Below are 16,069 nucleotides of genomic sequence, written 5' to 3' on the forward strand. Positions count from 1 at the left end.
GTCAGCTGTCCTTGCGGAGGGCGTGGGCGAGGAGGTCGAGGAAGGAGCGGTTGATGAGACTCGACTCGGCGGGCCGCAGCGGCCGCCGGGACAGCAGCGCGGCCTGCCCGTAGAGCGCTTCGGCGCTGGTACGGGCCAGCTCGGGCTCGTCGATGGCGACGGCGGTGCGGACCAGCGGGTTGAGCTGGTTCAGGATCAGCTGCGCCCGCGGGGCCTCCTGGCGCAGGGCGCCGAGGATGTCGCCCCACAGGCCGCCCTCCTGCTCACGGGCGAGCTGCGAGCGGGTGCGCTCGTGCCGGGCCTCGCGGCTGTCGACGAGCAGCGCGGGGGCGGAGGCCGGCTGGAAGGTGCGCAGCGCGACGTCGCAGTCGAAGACGGCCAGGGCGTCGCGCGCCAGGGCCAGGTAGGCCGCGGCGGCCAGCTCCGTCTCCCGGTCGACGGGGTCGAGATGGGCGGTCAGGGTCGCCGGGTCGAGGTCGGCGACGCCGGCCTCGGGCCTGATCTCCGGCAGCCGGTGGACCAGCTCACGGTCGTACGTGTAGCCGCCGTTGACGACACCGAGCCCGGCGGCCGACGCGATCGCCGCGACCTGCCGGAACTCCTCCACGCTCGACGTCACCAGCACGGTGCGGTGGGTGCGCGCGAACTCGTCGAGCGTGGTGTGCCCGTCGGTCGTCTCGAACGGCAGCCAGGGCAGCAGCATCCGCAGGATCTCGTCGTCGTGCACCGCGAGCGACTTCACGGCCAGATGGTGCGCCTGGAGGAAGCGGGCGAGCAGATCGGGGTCGCTGGCGGCGGCCCGGGCGATCCACGCGCGCAGCCGCTCGGCGAGCGCGTCGCGGACGGCGGCGAGGGTGTCGTCCTCGTACAGCGACTCACGCGACGCCGTCGGGCGCAGGCTCTCCGCGTCGACGACGCAGCGGACGAAGAACGCCCACTCGGGCAGGATCTCCTCGGCCTGCTCGGACAGCAGCATGCCCTTGACGTGCACGCGGTGGCCGTGGCGGCGGCCGGCCGGCACCGTCTCCGGCAGCACGCACGCGATGCCCCTCAGGCCGACGGCCGGCAGGTCCAGCTCGATGGTGTCCAGCGGCGTGAACCCGAAGGTCTCCTCGCCGTAGGCGGCCAGCGCGCGGGAACGGGCCCCCGGCGTGGGGTACGTACGGGCCCAGGGCGCGGGCTCGGGATTGACGGCGGCGCCCTGGCCGCCGGGGCCGCCTGTGCCGCCCGGGCCGCCTGTGCCGTCGTCGAAGGTCACCGGGTGGCGCAGCAGCGAGCCGAAGTGCCGGGCCAGCGCGTGCACCTGCGCCGGGCGGGTCCACTCGCCCGCGTCGGCGCGCGGCGTCAGGGTGACGGTCGTGCCGGGCCGGGGGCGGGCGGATGCGGGCAGGGAGCGGACGGTGTAGCTGCCGTCGCCGCGCCCCCGCCACTCCACGGTGGGCGCGTCGGGGGTGCGGGCGGAGCGGCTGAGGACGTGGATCTCGTCCGCGACGAGGAAGCAGGAGAGCAGGCCGATGCCGAACTGGCCGATGAAGTCACCGCGTTGCTCGGCGATCTTCTCGGCGCGCTTGCTGCTGCGGCCGATCGTGGCGAGGAAGGTGTGCACGTCGGACGCGGTGAGACCGACGCCGTCGTCCTCGACGCGTACGACCGAGCCGTCGGCGTACAGGCGGATGCCGAAAGCGTCGGCGGGGGCCTCGGTGGGGGAGGCCGCCTCGAGGTTGTGCCGGGCGGTCAGCGCGTCCACCGCGTTCTGCAGGAGTTCGCGCAGATAGACGCGGGGGCTGGAGTAGAGGTGGTGGGAGAGGAGATCGACGAGGCCGCGCAGATCCACCTGGAAGGTGCGGTCGTCGCCGGCCGGGTTCGTGGCGGCGTCGGTGTCGTGCAGAGTCATCAGGCAGTCCGGGGGTGGGAGGGGCGACGGGTGGCGGAGGCGCGACCGTTGCGGGAACCGGGCCCGCCGTGCGGCGCAGGCACGGCGGTGGTGGTGGCCGGGCCGGGTCTCAGGCGCGGCGGTGGTGGCGGGCGAACTGCTTCTCCGGCTCCGCGAAGTAGGTCCAGGGCCAGCTGGTGTAGGCGCCGTCGAGCGCCTGGAAGACGCGCCGGACCGTGTGGCGCTCACCGGCCAGCGACAGGGCCATGGCGAACATGTTGAAGTCGTGCTGCCAGCCCGGGCACCGCACGTAGTCCGGGTGGAGGATGCTGTGATCGGCCGCGTTGCGCAACTCCGCCTGGATCTCAGGCGTTTCCAGGCAGTCCCCGTCGTCCGACTCGACCCATTCCTCGATGTGCGCCATGGCGATCACACAGCCGAGGCGGTGCCCCTGCGGTGCACGGGCGAGGGCCTCGCGGGCGAACGCCAGCGCCTGACCGGGCTCGCCGCTCCAGCGGGGCTGCAACTGCGACACCCACTCGACGTGGGTCTCCAGGTCCAGCGGGTCGCGGCGCAGGGCGGCCTCGAGCCGGGTCTCGTTGACGGCCGGGTCCAGCGACATGCCGCGGCCGGAGGTGAGGAGACGACGCCACGGCGTGACCCAGTCCGGCCGCAGCTCGGCGGCCTCGAGGAGTTGCTCCTCGGCGATGTGGAGCCGCTCGTGGAAGACGCGCCACTGCTCCTGCGTGACGTTCACGGCCCGGTCCGAGGTACGCGCCTCCCAGCCCCAACTGATGTGCCGCGTCCCGGATATCAGCAGGGCCGTCGCCCGGTGCTCCTTGTCCTCCTCGACGGCCGGGCCGATCCAGTCCTGCACACCGTCCAGGTCTGCCAGCTCACCCAGCACCTGGTGGTCGCGCCCGATGTCGAAGGGGACCAGCGCCGCCTTGACCGCCTCCCAGTCCCCGGCGTCGGCCGCCTCCACCAGCGCGAGCACCCGCCGGTCCCCGAGCGCGCGCAGTGTGTACGTCCCGTTCTTCTGCCGGCGCGGGACCGGAAGCGCGTGCGGATCCGCCGCGGGTCTCTCCCCGTCACCACCGAACAGCCTGCCGAACATGCCGCGCCCTCCCCTGGTTCCCGCGTGATCGTCCGGTGCAGCATAAACGGCCTCACCGACACCGCTTCCACAGGGTTTTCGCCGTTGCTTCACGCGCTCGCACGCGGACGGCCGGCCCCGGGACGACACGGCGCGGACGACTGCTCCTAGGATCCGAACACCGGCGGAGATCGACAGTTGGGGCGGGCCATGGAGGAGAGCGAACCGTTCGCGCTGACGCGGATCGTCGGCGAGTACGGCGGGGGAAGTGTCGTGGTCCAGCTGAACCCCTCGTACGCCCCGGGCATCCCGGACACCGTGGGACAGCTCTCCGTCCACAACGACTTCGTGACCGGCATCCAGGACATCTACGTCGAGCCGACGGACCTGGCCGGCTGGGCCCACGTACTGGACGAGCTCGCCGCCGGCCGCGACGCCGTCTGGCGCGAGGCGGCCCGGGTCACCGAGATCGGCATCCACCTGGCCTGGCGGGAGAACGACCACGACCAGATCAGGGTCACCGTCGACGACCAGCAGACCACCAGGCTGGCCGTCTCCCTGACGATGCCCCCCGGCTGGATCGACGACCAGCGCGCCCTGCTCACCCGACTCCGCGCCGCCTGGGCACACCTCATTCCCGAGGAATGAGAGGCGCGCGGGACATCGTCATACGGCGAAGACCGCGGTGCCGGGTCCGCAGCGGTGGCGATCCCCTGAGTTGATCCCGTCCGCGGCACCATCGTCCCCGATCCGAAGGTTCACATGAGCTGGGATGTCCTTCTCCTCCGCCTGCCCGACGGCGTCACCTCCATCCAGGCAGTCGCCGACGATTACGTCCCTCCCGCGCTCGGCCGCCGGGAGGAAGTTCTGGCGGCCATTCGTCTGGCCGCACCAGAAGCCGACCTCTCCGACCCCTCCTGCGGTGAACTCCGGGGCCCCGGCTGGTCCATGGACCTCAACATCGGCTCCAAGGATCCCGTCGACTCGGTCATGCTCCACATACGCGCCTCCGGCGACGACGTCCGCACCGTCGTCTTCCACCTCGCCGTCGCACTGGGCTGCGGCGTGTTCGATTGCTCCGACGGAGAACTCATCACCCCGCGCGATGCGAATGGCCGACATGCATTCCAGGAGTTCCGGGACCGCGTGATCGACCGTGCTGCCTGGTCGGTGTCAGAGATGGCAGTCCACTATTCCGTCGCCGCTCCGCGTGAAGCGGATGCCCGCTCAATGGCTTCCGCACTGGCTCGACGCGGTCACCGGTGGGTGACCGTGCGCCCGGTATATCTTCCGCATCTGGATCCCGGGAACGGCCTGTTCGGCAAGCCCGAGTTCTCTTGGCCCGAGCTGGAGGGCTGGTGGAGCGTCGATACCCTCGTGGACGAAGAAGCCCCCGACTCGGAGGCGGAGTTTCACCAGCAGGAGTGTGAACGGGCGGCGGTCGAGGCCATAGCCAGAACACACGGCGGATTCGGGAACGGCGGATCCATGGCGCACCGAGAAACCATGCTGCCCGGATTCGATCAACGTGGGCTGGCTCATGAACTGGACCAGCGGCACGCTCATCGCGTTCGACGTGACGTGATCTCAACGTTTCCCGGGCCGACGGAGGAGCCGGGGCCGACCCCACCACTTTCGTGCACCACCTTTGAACGCCCCTTCCCCTCCGTTCTCGAGTGCGTGCGACAAGTTGCTCGGGAGCAGAAGACTCGGCCGGGTGGCCTTCCCGCCGGAACCGCCCGGTGGCTCACCGCCGAGGCTGACGAGTTCGCCGACGACCGCGAAGTCATCTTCGAGCTGGCCGACTCGGTCATGCACCAGGGCACTTGCTACCCGCACACCACCGACGAGATCCCCTTGCTCGCCTGGCTCGCTGTCCACGAGGACATACGCCCCGCCCACCGAGCGGTCTTCACCAAGTTCCTGTTCGAAGCAGCCACGATTGGGGAGCGCCTCGCTGCGTCCGGTGCCGACCGCCGAGTCGCCTTGGGCCTGTCGTTGGAGGAGACGGCCGAGGAACTCGCGGCCTGCCATGCGGTCGAAGCCGTGGCACCTTACCTTTTGGACCGCTGGCACAGCCAGAGCGAAGCGGTGCAGTTCGGCCTGGCCGCGCTTGCGGCAGCAACTCGGCACGGGGGCGTCGGCCCACGTATCCGGCGCTTGGCGGAACGCTGGACCGAGGGACCTCGAACGGATGCTCTGCGTCTCGCGGCTGCTCTGGCGGAAGCCGACCCCGTCGAGCTGAGCACTGTCCTTCGCAGCATCGTCGAGAGCGGTTCTGTACCTCCGGGCAGGATGCCGAGCCCTCTCGCGCCCGCACGCGGGGCGGCGTTCAATCTGCTCAGATCCCTCGTCGAGCGGGAGCTGTCCGCTCTGCAGCGGCCCCATGAACGGACAGGCGACAAGCGCGGCCTGATCGGCGCCCACCGGACCGCCGTCGGCCGTGCCTCCCAAAAGGTACGGCCGACTTCCCGCAGCCAGCCAAGGCGAGCGGTACCTGCGCTGACCCAGTACCCCTCGATATGCCGATGAACAGCTCGACAATCCGCCTGACGTGCAGAGATGCCTCCAAAGCACCGGAGCGTCACATTCTCGTGTCCACGCCCCAGCCAGCGCCTCGTCCTTGCGGACTCCGCCATCGTCTGTGGCAACGAGCAGCGTGTGAGTCTCCTTCAGTCCGGCCGGTGCTCCGCAGCAGACAGAGCCGTCAAGAGCCCGTCCAGGTCTCCGGTGTAGACGATCACTTCTTCGTCATCGGCCGGGGGGTCGAAGCGGGCGAAGAAGTCGTCGAGGGCTTCGGGGGTGACGGTGAGGGCGTTGGCGTCCTCGCGCTCGTTGCGCTCGGCAAGGCGTCGCAGCAGCTCATCCCGGTCGGCGGGGAGGTAGACGATGAGCGGGTGGCCGCCCGCTTCGCGGGCGGCCTGATGCCAGGCGTCGCGCTCGGCGCGCCGCCACAGCCCGTGGTCCAGGACGACGTCGTTACCAGCCTCCAACTCCTTGACGAACCGCTGCCGGATCGCCTCGACCACTGGTCGTTCGCGCTCGAAGTAGGTGTGCTCGGGGTAGTCCACGCCGTATCGGCCGTGGAGGCGGTGTACCTCCTCGTCCACGGACAGCCGCGTGTAGCCGTGGTCGGCCAGGGCTCGGGCAACGGTGGTCTTCCCGGAGCCGGTGACGCCAGCCAGGAGAACGGCGAGGGGCACGTGGTCATCCCTTCACGATGAGCTGTCCGTGGGCGCGGTCATTGTCTCTGATCCTGGCAGGTGTGCGCGTGCGGTCGCCAGGCCGTAACGATGCTGCGGGCCTCGCTGGGCCAGCTGAACGGCATGCGGTCCAGGCTCACCCGACGGAAGGCGAACCGCGGATCGCTGGTGTTGATCACGCCGCCGTGCTGGCCGACGTGCGACAGGAGGCGGCTGGCCTCGTCGCGCACGGCCGGGGTCTGTTCCTGCCATGTGCCGGTCGAGAAGTGCTGGACCCGGCGGCGGAGGTCATCCAGGACGCCCGAGCGCCACTTGAAGTGGTGAACCGCGCAGATACGGTCGGCATCCGGACGCTGTCCGGGGGCCCTGTGGTTGCCGCCAGCCACGGTGACATCGTGGCGGGCGAGAACGATCTTGCGGGGGTCTCCGTGCAGGAGCCGGTGGGTGAGGTGCCCGCCGAGGGGATAGGCGCGATCCAGTCCGCCTTCGGGCCTCCAGCCGGTCGGGCGCCCGCTGGCGGTGATTCGGTCGAGCATCAGGCCGCCCACCACGCGGTGCCCGGTCTTCTCGGCCTGGGCGATCACCTCACTCAGTGGGGCGGGGTACTGCTGGAACTCGTCGGCGTCGGCGAGCAGGTGCCAGCCCGGGCCGGCCCGGTGCCGCAGGGCGTCCCTGAGCTGGGTGTTGGTGTGCTCGTGCCACGGGCCGGTGCTGGTGCCGGTGGGGATGATGCCCAGTTCGCGGCTGGCGGCCTGGAGTTCGTGCCGCTGCTGGTCGGGCACGTGCTCGGGGAAGTGGAAGGCGATCAGGAACCGCTCGACGCCCAGCCACCGGTAGTGGCGGACCCAGGCGGCCAGCAGCGGGGGTTCGACGGGGCCGACGACGGCGATCAGCGCGGGAGGGGTGCTCAGCATCGGGAGTCCTTCGTACGCAGTGAGGCGAAGGTGCGGGTGAGGAAGTCGGCCTGCCCGGCGGCCGACCGCATCCCCAGCAGGTGGGGCGCCTCGGGGCCGGGCCGCTCGGGCGGCTGACGGATGACGCTGTGCAGGGCCTCGGCGAGGGCGTCCGGGGCGCTGGCGGTGAAGGTCACGGCCCAGGGCCGGCCGCTCAGGCGGGCGGTGAGACCGGGGTCGTGGTCGGAGACGACCAGGGGGACGCCGAGGCGGGCGGCGTCCATCACGAGCCCGGACTCCTTGCCGACGCCGGGCCGGCGGGTGACCAGGGCGGCATCAGCTGCGGCGTAGACCAGCCGCAGCACCGCTTCGCTGACGGGTCCGGGCATCGTGTGGAGGCGGACGTTCGGCAGGTCACGCCATCGGGCGAGTACGGCTTCGTCGAGCGGGATACCGGTGACCACCAGGTGCAGCGGATCCTTCAGCAGGGGCAGGGCGGCGTCGATGACTCCGATGTCTTTGTAGGGCCACCAGCCGCCGACGAGGCACACCGCGGCTTCGCCGGTGGGGATGTCGAAGGCGGTACGGCCGCCGTCGCGTTCGGCGTCGGTGAGGCGGCGGCCGTCGTTGACCGCGAAGGCCCGCACCACCGCGGGCAGGTCCGGGAAGGCTGCCGTGAACTGATCGCCTACGGCCTGGGTCGGGCAGACCGCCAGAACCTGCCTCTCGCCCCGGCGGGCGAGCCTGCCGAGGAACCGCACGGCGGCGTCCTCGGTGGTGACTTGTTCGTGGACGAACCGCAGGTGTGGCAGCCCGCCGAGGAGGGCGGCGGCACCGTGCAGGGCCTCGCTCGCGCTCAGGATCACCACCGCCTCGGCGTCGGGCTCCAGCTGGCGGGCGGTCCGCAGGGTCGACGCCTCAGCAAGGCACCGGGCGATGAGGGTGATCTGGTGCGGCTGCCGCCGCAGGAAGCGCGGCCAGCGGCGCGAGCGGAAGACCCGCAGCCCAGCCCTGGAGAGCCCGACCGCGAGGCGGGAGGCGGCCAGCAGCACGGCCGCCGGGTGCCCGGCCGGTGCGGTCACCAGCCGGGCCCGGGCCTCGCGCAGGGCCGCCACCGCCTCGCGGGAGATCCCGCGTGGGGCGATGGCCAGGCCACCGGGCCGAGCCTGAGCGAGGGCCACCAGCGTGCGCTGGTGGTGCCCGCCCAGGCGGTCGGCGTACGGCTCGATCAGCACCAGGGGGTAGGTCACCCGGCCACCGCCTGGTCCCCATGCGCGGCGGTGAACCTCGCCTGCAGCCACGTGGGGTCGTTGAGGTGGTCGAACTGTCCGGGGACGCGGGCGAACTCCTTGGCGAAGGCGACCCCTTCGCGGGCCCCGGCGGCGGCGTACGGGGCGAACTCGCCGTTGCGGCTCTTGGTCCATGCCTCCACCCGCTGGCGGGAGTCGTCGTCGGCCATGCCGTACTCGCTGCCGCGGGCGAGCATCGCGCACTCGCGGAAACCGGCCTTCCACGCGTGGAAGGGGCTCTGGTTGAACCTCGTGATGCCCGCGGTCTGCTGGGCGAACTCGATCCGTCCGGGCAGGGCAGCGAGCACGTCCACGGCCTCGCCCATCTCGCGCAGGGCACTGCGGCGGACCAGTTTCAGCCCGCCGTAGCCGTAGGTCAGACCGTTGACCGGGTTGACCGCCCGCCACACCCGCATCGACACGCCCTCGTCCAGCGGCTCCACCGTGGCGGGGTCGAAGCTGGCGTCGATGGCGAAGTCCCCGTCGGCAAGGAAGAACTGCTCGTGGTCGACGACCTCGGCACACAGACGGTAGGCCCGGCGCATCCCGTGTACGCCGTGCAGACGCTTGACCGTGCCGCCGAGCGTGCGCTGGAGCCGGGAGTGCAGAGAGGTGGCCATCGGCTCGTCGTACGAGAGGAGAACCGCGTCGAAGCCGTTCACGAGACGGCCTCCAGGTAGCGGGCCGCGATCAGGGCGGGGGTGAAGTCGGCGGTGGAGGCGTGGGCCCGCTTGGCGTGCAGGGCATGGAATTCGGCGTCCGTGGCGAGCCGTTCGGCCAAGGCGACGGCCTCGGCCGGGGTGGTGAAGCACAGCTCGGGGTCGATGTGCTCGGCGAGCCAGCCAAGGCGGGGCGAGATGACCGGAAGGCCCATGCCCTGGCAGTCGATCACGCTCATCGACCAGGGGCAGCCGGGCCGGAACGGGGCGATGCCGAAGCGCGCGCCGGCCAGCAGGTCCTTGTAGCGGACGCGGTCGCCCCGGTCGGAGACGACCTGCACGTGCGGCAGGGCGGCGAGCTGGTCACGCATCTTCTCGGGGCTGTCGTCCAGGCCCTTGCGCTCCGCCCGGCGCTGGCCGAACAGGTCCATGACCCGCAGCCTGACGGTGCCGGACGCGACCAGGTCGCGGGCCAAGTCCACGAACTGCCCGGTGCCGTAGTGCGCGCACAGCCGGTGGTTATAGACGCCGATCGCCCCGGCGCCGGAGGTGGGCTGCGTGGTGGCGGGATCGCGTACCAGACGCTCGTCACGCGGGGCGGGCACCACTCGCAACTTCCCGCCGAGGTCCACGGTCATCCGGGCGGCTGCCGCCCACACCCAGGACGCGGCCGTGGAGGAGTGGACCAGCACCCGGTCACAGGCGGCCAGTCCGGCGGCGAACGCCAGCAGCACCGGCCGCCCGAGCCCCGCGTCGTTCAGGGACGGGTCGAGCTGGATCTGGCCGCCGCCCGTGAAGGAGAACGGCAGGTAATGGCAGTAGCCGGCCAATAGAGCGTTGGATCCGGCCTCCAGTAGGGCCGCGCGGATCGCCGGGGCCTCCTCGATCTGGTTGGCCACGACCACGTCGGGCTTCTCCGCCCGGATCAGTGCCACCAGCCCGTCGATGTCCGCGGAGAAGCGGGCCCGGTACTTCGTCCCCGGCACCTTCGTCTGGTGGAATCCGCAGCGGGCATCCCCGGCCGGAGCCGGGGCCGCGACCGTCACCTCAGCCCCGGCATCCGCCAGAGCCGGGGCAAGCAGGTCCGCGAAAATCCACCCCGAATCGGCCGAAAGCCGGTCGGGGTTGGAGATGTTCAACAGGTACAACACACGCATGGTGCTTCGCCTCCCTCATCCGCCGGGAGGGTCGATCCGGGCCAGTAAGGGAAGGAAAGCGGCGACGCAGACCGTGACGGGATGATGAACTTGGATCACTCACGGTTCATTCATGCTCACCAACGATGACGCGGGGCTTCGATGGAAGCGCAAGGCGAGGAGATTACCGCCGAGCAGGCGGCCGAGGACTACGCGGCCGAGGTGGCGCGCTGGCGGGAAGTGCGCGGCATGTCCAAGAGGGCGTTAGCGCTGGCCATGGGCTTCGACCCGTCCTACGTCAGCCACGTGGAGTCGGGCCGCCACAAGCCCAGCGAGGAGTTCTCACGTCTCGCCGACGAGTCACTGAACGCCGGGAAGGCGATCTGGAGACGCTGGTGCGACTACGAGCAGGCAAAGGCCCGTACCCGGCGGCCAGCGGCGGCGCCGCCCGGCCAGCGCAGGCCCGAACAGCCGTATGCGACCGGATCGGCCCTCGTCGTGGAACACGACGCGGCACGGCTCCAGTACGACGGCACCTCGTACCGGCTGACCATGCGCCGACGGCTGAGGAACACCGGCGGCGAGCCGGTGACCCGCTACCTGATCCGAATCTCCGTGGACCGCTACCCCGGCGACCCTGAGCAGTCCAACGCGCACTACCGAGCCCACCCGCTGACCTGGGACGAACTCGACCTCACCGCCACCTGCCGGGGCGAGGCGATGCGGTGGCAGGCCAAGCACGACCGCGACGCCTTCAAGGAAGTCTGGCTGCTGTTCGACAACGAACACGGCCGCTTCCCCCTCTACCCCGGCGAGTCCGTGTGGATCGAGTACGCCTACACCGTCGGCGACGACAAATGGGGCAACTGGTTCCAGCGAGCCGTCCGCCTGCCCACCGAGCAACTGGAAGTCCAGCTCGCCTTCCCCGCCACCCTCGACCCCGTCGTGTGGGGCACCGAGACCTCCATGACCGCCGAAGCCTCCCCGCTGCGAACCCCTCCCGTCCCCAGCGACGACGGTGAACTACGGCAATTCACGTGGATCACGACTACACCCGCCCTGCACGCTCGGTACCGTCTGGAGTGGCGGTTTCGGGCACGAACCGAACGCGACACAGATCAAGGGGAGTTCAGGTGATTGACGTGCGGCCCAGCCAGCAGATGCGAGACCTCGGCGTCGTCCAACACGGCGCCGGCATCCTCGCCGAACCGGCCCGCGCCTTCGACCTGCCCGCCGAGCGTGACGGGGCCGAACGCATCACGGACGAACTGTTCGCCGCCATGGAACGGATCGGCCAGGTCCACCCCTTCGCCAAGGGCATGGGCATCGCGGCCCCGCAGATCGGCATCGCACGAGCCGCCGCAGTCGTCCAGCCACCCGGCGACGCCCCTGCCATCATCCTGCTCAACCCGAAGATTGCCGACAGGTCCGACGAGATGGACGAACAGTACGAAGGCTGCCTGAGCTTCTTCGACGTCCGCGGCCTCGTCCCCCGCCCCCTGAAGATCATGGTGGAGACCACGGCCCTGACCGGCGAGACCGTGACCACCGTGTACGAACGCGGCCTCGCCCGCCTCATCCACCACGAGATCGACCACCTCGACGGACTGCTCTACTCCGCCCGCATGCGAACGGGCGTCGAACCGATCCCCGTGGAGGAATACCGCCAGACCGGCCGAGCCTGGGCGTACGAGTAGGAGTGCCAGGCCGGCGGCCAACGAGGACGAGTCCGGGATCAGGCGGCACCACCGGGGCCACTGGTGGTGTGCGCGTCGACGCCCGACCTCGCCGCCCGGGCGCGCGCAGACGAGGCCGTGGCAGCCTGGTCCCAGCCCCGACCCTCATGGAGGGCATGACCTGCGACCGCACCCGCAAGGTGATCACCTCGCTCCGCTCCGCACTCACCATCCACCCGCGCCGCAGCGTGCCTGGGGCCGCCGAACGCGTCCGCCGCGCCCGCGCAGCGCTGGCCTAAGCTGCCCACCAACCGGCCGACGAAGGGACACTAGCCGTGGCCCAGCGGACAACCGACGAAAAGCCCGAAGTCCTCGAGCCCGCCCTCGAATCCATGACCCTTCTGGTCGCCGCCGTCATCGTCCACGACCAGGCCGCTAACCGCGTCGTCCTCCTCCAGCGCAGCGAGAACGCCAAGTTCGCCCAGGGCATGTGGGACCTCCCCGTCGGCAAGAGCGAGCCCGGCGAGCCGATCACCGAGACCGCAGCCCGTGAGCTGTTCGAAGAGACGGGCCTGACCGTGAAACCGGAGGCCCTGAAGGTCGCCCACATCATCCACGGCGCCTGGGGCGTCGAAGCCCCCAACGGCTTCCTCACCGTGGTCTTCGCCGCCCACGACTGGACCGGCGAACCCGAGAACCGCGAACCCCGCAAGCACTCCCAGGTCCGGTGGGTCGACGCCGACGCAGTACCCGAGAATTTCGTCGACACCACTTCAAGCGCCCTTCACCGATACCTCGCGGGAGGCCCGGAGGTCTCCCTCGACGGCTGGCATTAGAAGCGTCAACTGCAGCCCGACCAGTTGCCAGGGCGGCCCTTCGCCAATTGAACCCGCCTCCTGGTAGGGCGGCGATCCCGTTCTCAGCAGAGCATGCATTAGTGGAGGACGGCAGCACCCCTCGTCGAGGACGCCGGTGCGATCTTGGCAAAGCTGACCCCGCGTCCACCCGACGCAAAGTCAGTGGCAAGCAGACGCTGTCACTCAGCGGCTGGGATTCTTCCTCTGCATGCGCTTCAGGATTCGTTCCTCGGCGCGATCAATTTCGAGTTGCGCATCCATGAAGGCGCGCGAACAAGTCGACCTCATTTCCTCAATCGCCCGCGCGCAAAGAAGCGCCTCAACATCTGAACCTTCCGGAGCTCCACTAACTGCAAGAGAGAACGTAACTTGAATCAACGAGTTGAGCGCCATGACCGCCGGATCGATAAGCCCTACATTGACCTTTCCGACATCCCGCAGGACAAGCCCTCGGTATTCTATGAAGTTCTGACCGAGCCCCCTGGCGCCACAATGCACCTCACTGCTTGCCCATTGGTAATAGGGGCGCACATGACTCAGGGAGGATTTCTCCTCCAGCTTGCGAAGGTTATCGTCGGGTGAAAATCTCTTGGCCCATCCGTAATCACGCTTGAAGTCCTGCCCATATTTCTCGAGCACTTCAGCGTACCGTTTTTCGAGTTCGTCAACGTACGCCTGCTCAAGCGGCTCCTCGCCAAGAGTTACGTGATCTTTTTGGAACTGGAGAGCGTCGCGCCTCAAGCCAACGATCTCGTGATCAAGAAATCGTTCGGCCAGGTCATGGTGGTCAGGGTCGGCGACTGCGTCTGCAATCACGCAAGCGATGACAGCCGTCTCATGAAGCGTGCGGCATCGCGCCATGGCGCCCCTTGGATGCCCATGCGAGAGAAGAGTAAGAACCTCGCCTGCTACGCGGCTAGCGGTGACATGAAGACCCGTAAGGGCTTCCAGCGTGTGCTCCTGAGCGGGTGCCAGGCTCTCCCTCTCCTTGCGCGCTGCCTTCTCACCCAATTCGGCACACACCGAATGAAGGACCCTGTAAAGATCGAGGGCTTTACCCCACTTCTTCTGGAGTCTCCGATCGAACCTACGATCTATGCGCTTATTCACTCGGAGCGTCCGCTTGTCTTTCATCATCGCGGTGGCCAATTGAGGCGCCAATTCGTTGATCACATCGGGGACCGCGATGGAGATCAGGTCGCTGACGCGCTCAGGATCCAAACCTTTTCGGATCTGGTCCAGCACAGCATCTTCGATTGCGTGCGTGAGGAAATCGGCGTCGACGTGACGCGAGCGTTTGAACTTTCCGAGCATGGTGGTCCCTCTGGCGTAAGTTCTGCCGTACCTTAACTCGGGACGGCTGAGACTGCACACATTTTCCGAGCCTGATCAAATCGGCAGGAGCGAGCCTGCTGCCCGGCGACTCCGCGCAGCTGAAGCCCCCGGTCGTGACCATGACCGGCGCCAAGCTGTCGAAATCCCTCACACGAGAAGGCCGTGCCCCCTTGCCCGAGGGCGCCGCCCCTTGGATGCTCGACACCCGGCAGTGGCCCGGCACCGTCACCGAGTACGCCGACCAGCTGCTCGCCATGGCCGAGACCCTGCTCTCCGACCCCCGCCACTTCTTCCACTCGTACTCGGCCGCCGAGATCGGCCGCCTGATCACCACACCATCCCCCAGGAGCGTCCAGTCCCGATGACCGACCGCACCGCCCGCGTCCACGAACTCAACCTCTACCGCCAGTACTTCGAGCTCGTCGCCGCGGGCACCAAGACCATCGAGGTGCGGGTCAAGTACCCGCACCTCGCCGAGCTCACCGCCGGCGACACCATCCGATTCCGCATCAAGGACACCGACGAGACCTGCGACGTGCAGGTCCTCCGCGTCACCGAGTACCCGGACTTCGAAGCCCTCCTCGACGGCGAAGGCCCGGCCAACGTCAACGCCACCGCCAGTCGCGACCAGCAACTCGCCAGCATCCGCACCATCTACGGCCCCGAGAAGGAAGCCCTCGGCGCCCTCGCCATCCAGATTGAGTGCGCCCTGTAGGGATCCAAGCGTGTGTTAACGAAGGAAGTTGGTTCGCCCCCGGCTCAGTCTCGTAAGCGCGGCACGATCCTCACTCACATCCCACCGCCCATTCACTTCCTCAACCAGACCCAGGGGTAAGGCTTGAGCAACCGAGTTAGACGACAGCACACCGTCTCCAGGTTCTACTTGAACGGCTTCGCAGATGACGCGGGGAGAATACGCCGAGTTTCACTTCCTGGCGACCCTGCGCCCATTCTCTCAACCGGCGACGCGAGCGTAATTAAGGACTTCTACACGGTAACGCTTCCCGATGGCTCTTTGTCAGACTTCTTCGAGAAGGGCTTCAGTAAAATCGAAGGCTCTGCCGCCGAGGCGCTGAAACTTATCCTCTCCGGGACTTGGCCGATCCAAGGTGAACATCGGAAGTCTTTCGCCACGTGGATTGCGCTGCAGCACCTAAGGGCTGAGCAAATACGGCAGAATCAGAAGAATCACAACGCAGAAATGATCCGACTCCTCGTTGGAGTCTCCGGGAAAGAGGCGCTGCGCTCACTTATTCAGGAGGCCGAGGAACGGGTTGTTTCCGATGAGGAGCTGGATATTGAGTGGCACGACCTGACCAAACCAGGTGGACCCGACATGGCAGCCGACGCCAACGACCACATCCGGTTGCTGATGAATCTCCTACCCAGCACTTCTACTTACCTCAACGACTGCCAGTGGACGCTGTACAAATTCACCCGACGCTCCATCATTACATCCGATCACCCGGTTTCTCTTGTCGTCGCCCCTGATTATCCCGCATGGCAGGGAGTGGGCATCTTTACGGCCGACCTATTCTTGGTTCCACTCAGCCGCCGCCACGCCCTCACAATCCAACCGAAAAACCTCCGGGAGGACATGGAGATACCTGACTTCACCGTTTCGGGATCGACTAAGATCGCACGAAGCATCAACCAGGAAACAGTCATGGGGGCGCGAAAGTACATATATCACCACCCCGAGGAATCGCCGCTTCAAGGAATCTACCTTCCCCAGCCTGCGACGCGCGACCGGCCTTCAATGTCCAACACCGACGGACTTATCCGCGAAGAAGGACTCTTTAGTAATATTCCGGAAGCAAGCCTGCGGGCCATGTCGGAGGCAACTCCTCCGGGAGATCGAGAAAATGGCATGACAATCGACGACCTGCCTTGGCCAATCCCTGGACGCCGCCGACCAACGACTGGCAAGTGAGACCAGCAGTCCTGCGGAGGATGTGACTCCCCCACTCGCCCGCGGTCCAGCGCCAGTCCGCACACAGTCCGCAAGACACCCGATCAGGACCGTCGCACCCCATCGCCAGCCATCACCAA

Annotated in this window: 15 protein-coding genes and 2 pseudogenes; 9 read left to right on the plus strand and 8 right to left on the minus strand. The window is 68.4% G+C overall.

Annotated elements, in window-relative coordinates; translation table 11 throughout:
* Position 1 precedes the first annotated feature (1 nt).
* Positions 2-1,894 (minus strand): HSP90 family protein, encoded by a 1,893-nt coding sequence (locus ACFYOP_RS08255; protein WP_356891557.1) that lies wholly within the window; start codon positions 1,892-1,894, stop codon positions 2-4.
* Between the two features lie 109 nt (positions 1,895-2,003).
* The gene (locus ACFYOP_RS08260; RefSeq protein WP_356891559.1) at positions 2,004-2,990 is read right to left on the minus strand and encodes a hypothetical protein; all 987 of its coding nucleotides are present in this window, start codon (positions 2,988-2,990) and stop codon (positions 2,004-2,006) included.
* A 189-nt stretch (positions 2,991-3,179) separates the two neighbouring features.
* Between ACFYOP_RS08260 and ACFYOP_RS08265 the strand changes: the two genes are divergently transcribed.
* Together ACFYOP_RS08265 and ACFYOP_RS08270 are read left to right on the plus strand one after the other, a co-directional pair.
* A complete protein-coding gene (locus tag ACFYOP_RS08265) occupies positions 3,180-3,617 on the plus strand; it encodes a DUF5959 family protein (protein ID WP_356891561.1) in 438 nt (145 codons plus the stop codon).
* A gap of 114 nt (positions 3,618-3,731) precedes the next feature.
* Positions 3,732-5,501, plus strand: coding sequence for a hypothetical protein (locus ACFYOP_RS08270; RefSeq protein ID WP_356891563.1), 1,770 nt, complete (start codon positions 3,732-3,734; stop codon positions 5,499-5,501).
* 140 nt (positions 5,502-5,641) lie between these two features.
* Here ACFYOP_RS08270 and ACFYOP_RS08275 read toward each other — a convergent pair whose 3' ends face one another.
* The 5 genes from ACFYOP_RS08275 to ACFYOP_RS08295 are packed head-to-tail and all read right to left on the minus strand — an operon-like array spanning position 5,642 to position 10,170.
* Positions 5,642-6,172 (minus strand): ATP-binding protein, encoded by a 531-nt coding sequence (locus ACFYOP_RS08275; protein WP_356891565.1) that lies wholly within the window; start codon positions 6,170-6,172, stop codon positions 5,642-5,644.
* A 38-nt stretch (positions 6,173-6,210) separates the two neighbouring features.
* Positions 6,211-7,086 carry a glycosyltransferase family 2 protein gene (locus tag ACFYOP_RS08280; RefSeq protein WP_356891567.1) on the minus strand — a complete coding sequence of 292 codons (876 nt, stop codon included), beginning with the start codon at positions 7,084-7,086 and terminating at the stop codon, positions 6,211-6,213.
* Positions 7,080-8,315, minus strand: coding sequence for a hypothetical protein (locus ACFYOP_RS08285; protein ID WP_356891569.1), 1,236 nt, complete (start codon positions 8,313-8,315; stop codon positions 7,080-7,082). Before ACFYOP_RS08285 ends, ACFYOP_RS08280 begins: the two co-directional genes overlap by 7 nt.
* Positions 8,312-9,016 carry a hypothetical protein gene (locus tag ACFYOP_RS08290; protein ID WP_356891571.1) on the minus strand — a complete coding sequence of 235 codons (705 nt, stop codon included), beginning with the start codon at positions 9,014-9,016 and terminating at the stop codon, positions 8,312-8,314. The genes ACFYOP_RS08285 and ACFYOP_RS08290 overlap by 4 nt, the downstream gene beginning before the upstream one ends.
* A complete protein-coding gene (locus ACFYOP_RS08295) occupies positions 9,013-10,170 on the minus strand; it encodes a glycosyltransferase (protein WP_356891573.1) in 1,158 nt (385 codons plus the stop codon). The genes ACFYOP_RS08290 and ACFYOP_RS08295 overlap by 4 nt, the downstream gene beginning before the upstream one ends.
* Positions 10,171-10,311: 141 nt before the next feature.
* Between ACFYOP_RS08295 and ACFYOP_RS08300 the strand changes: the two genes are divergently transcribed.
* The 4 genes and pseudogenes from ACFYOP_RS08300 (at position 10,312) to ACFYOP_RS08315 (ending at position 12,661) form a co-directional block, all read left to right on the plus strand.
* Positions 10,312-11,286 (plus strand): helix-turn-helix transcriptional regulator, encoded by a 975-nt coding sequence (locus ACFYOP_RS08300; RefSeq protein ID WP_356891575.1) that lies wholly within the window; start codon positions 10,312-10,314, stop codon positions 11,284-11,286.
* Positions 11,283-11,846 (plus strand): peptide deformylase, encoded by a 564-nt coding sequence (locus tag ACFYOP_RS08305; protein ID WP_356891577.1) that lies wholly within the window; start codon positions 11,283-11,285, stop codon positions 11,844-11,846. The genes ACFYOP_RS08300 and ACFYOP_RS08305 overlap by 4 nt, the downstream gene beginning before the upstream one ends.
* Positions 11,847-11,933: 87 nt before the next feature.
* Positions 11,934-12,124: pseudogene (locus ACFYOP_RS08310) on the plus strand (hypothetical protein); the annotation flags it as partial.
* 36 nt (positions 12,125-12,160) lie between these two features.
* Positions 12,161-12,661, plus strand: coding sequence for an NUDIX domain-containing protein (locus ACFYOP_RS08315; protein WP_356891579.1), 501 nt, complete (start codon positions 12,161-12,163; stop codon positions 12,659-12,661).
* Positions 12,662-12,865: 204 nt separating this feature from the next.
* Here ACFYOP_RS08315 and ACFYOP_RS08320 read toward each other — a convergent pair whose 3' ends face one another.
* Positions 12,866-13,996 (minus strand): DUF5677 domain-containing protein, encoded by a 1,131-nt coding sequence (locus ACFYOP_RS08320; RefSeq protein WP_356891581.1) that lies wholly within the window; start codon positions 13,994-13,996, stop codon positions 12,866-12,868.
* A 125-nt stretch (positions 13,997-14,121) separates the two neighbouring features.
* Here ACFYOP_RS08320 and ACFYOP_RS08325 point away from each other — a divergent pair.
* From ACFYOP_RS08325 to ACFYOP_RS08335, 3 genes and pseudogenes are all read left to right on the plus strand, one after another.
* Positions 14,122-14,382 (plus strand): annotated as a pseudogene (locus ACFYOP_RS08325) (hypothetical protein); the annotation flags it as partial.
* On the plus strand, positions 14,379-14,732 hold the full coding sequence (locus ACFYOP_RS08330; protein WP_356891583.1) for an ASCH domain-containing protein: 354 nt from the start codon (positions 14,379-14,381) through the stop codon (positions 14,730-14,732). The pseudogene ACFYOP_RS08325 and the gene ACFYOP_RS08330, both read left to right, overlap by 4 nt.
* Positions 14,733-14,855: 123 nt before the next feature.
* Entirely contained in the window at positions 14,856-15,950 is a 1,095-nt protein-coding gene (locus ACFYOP_RS08335; protein ID WP_356891585.1) for a DUF4238 domain-containing protein, read from the plus strand.
* The last annotated feature ends 119 nt before the right edge of the window (positions 15,951-16,069 follow it).

Source organism: Streptomyces sp. NPDC006294, assembly GCF_042870895.1.
Classification (GTDB): domain Bacteria; phylum Actinomycetota; class Actinomycetes; order Streptomycetales; family Streptomycetaceae; genus Streptomyces.